The sequence below is a fragment of the Streptococcus sp. HMSC068F04 genome, from assembly GCF_001837455.1.
In the GTDB taxonomy this organism is placed as follows: domain Bacteria; phylum Bacillota; class Bacilli; order Lactobacillales; family Streptococcaceae; genus Streptococcus; species Streptococcus salivarius_D.
The window spans coordinates 53204-53892 of the sequence record NZ_KV832519.1 but is presented as its reverse complement, the minus strand read 5'-3'; the positions used below and the strand labels follow the sequence as shown (position 1 = coordinate 53892).

At 37.4% G+C, this 689-nt stretch carries 1 protein-coding gene; it reads left to right on the top strand.

Annotated elements, in window-relative coordinates; translation table 11 throughout:
• Positions 1-272 (top strand): LPXTG cell wall anchor domain-containing protein (locus HMPREF2571_RS08385; protein WP_141760069.1); only part of this gene is annotated, 272 nt, incomplete at its 5' end.
• Positions 273-689: the final 417 nt, after the last annotated feature.

Below are 689 nucleotides of genomic sequence, written 5' to 3'. Positions count from 1 at the left end.
CAACACCAGCTACTAGTGAAACACCTGCAGTAAGCACAACACCAGCTACTAGTCTAGTGCCTTCAAAAGACATTCATTCCATGAATTCTGTCACTTATTCATCTACACAAACACGTAATGCAGGGATTAAATCGGAAGCCGATGGAAAATTGACAAGTCACGATTTACCAAAAACAGGGGATACAAACTCTAAAGTTGGTATGTTAGGTATGATTTTTGTTGGACTTGGTTTGACAAGCTTCGTTTATAAAGGGCGTCACAGACGTTCATAATAAACAAATGACTAGAGACGACTTAAAGAACGAGACTATTGAAACTTTTGTCTTTAAACTCTAAATAGTAACGAAAAACGAGGAATCTTCTTAATTAAGAGTAGATTCCTCGTTTTTTCTAACTTATCATAAACCGTGTTAACAATTTATACTCTTTATTGCCATATACATAGTTTAGCACTGAACTATATATCGTGTATAATCTATTAACCGTTAAATGATTTATAAATCACTCAAAGCTTCCTTAGTTGTCTCTGCAGCTACGTGTGCATATACCTCTACCATTGCAGTCCCCTTGTGTCCCAATTGTTGAGAGACTAGGAGGCTGTCTTTTGTTTGCTCATATAGACGTGTCGCAGTTTGTGAGGAGTAGTGGGTTTACCATAGGCGGTAGATAACTTCTTCACCAATAGCTCG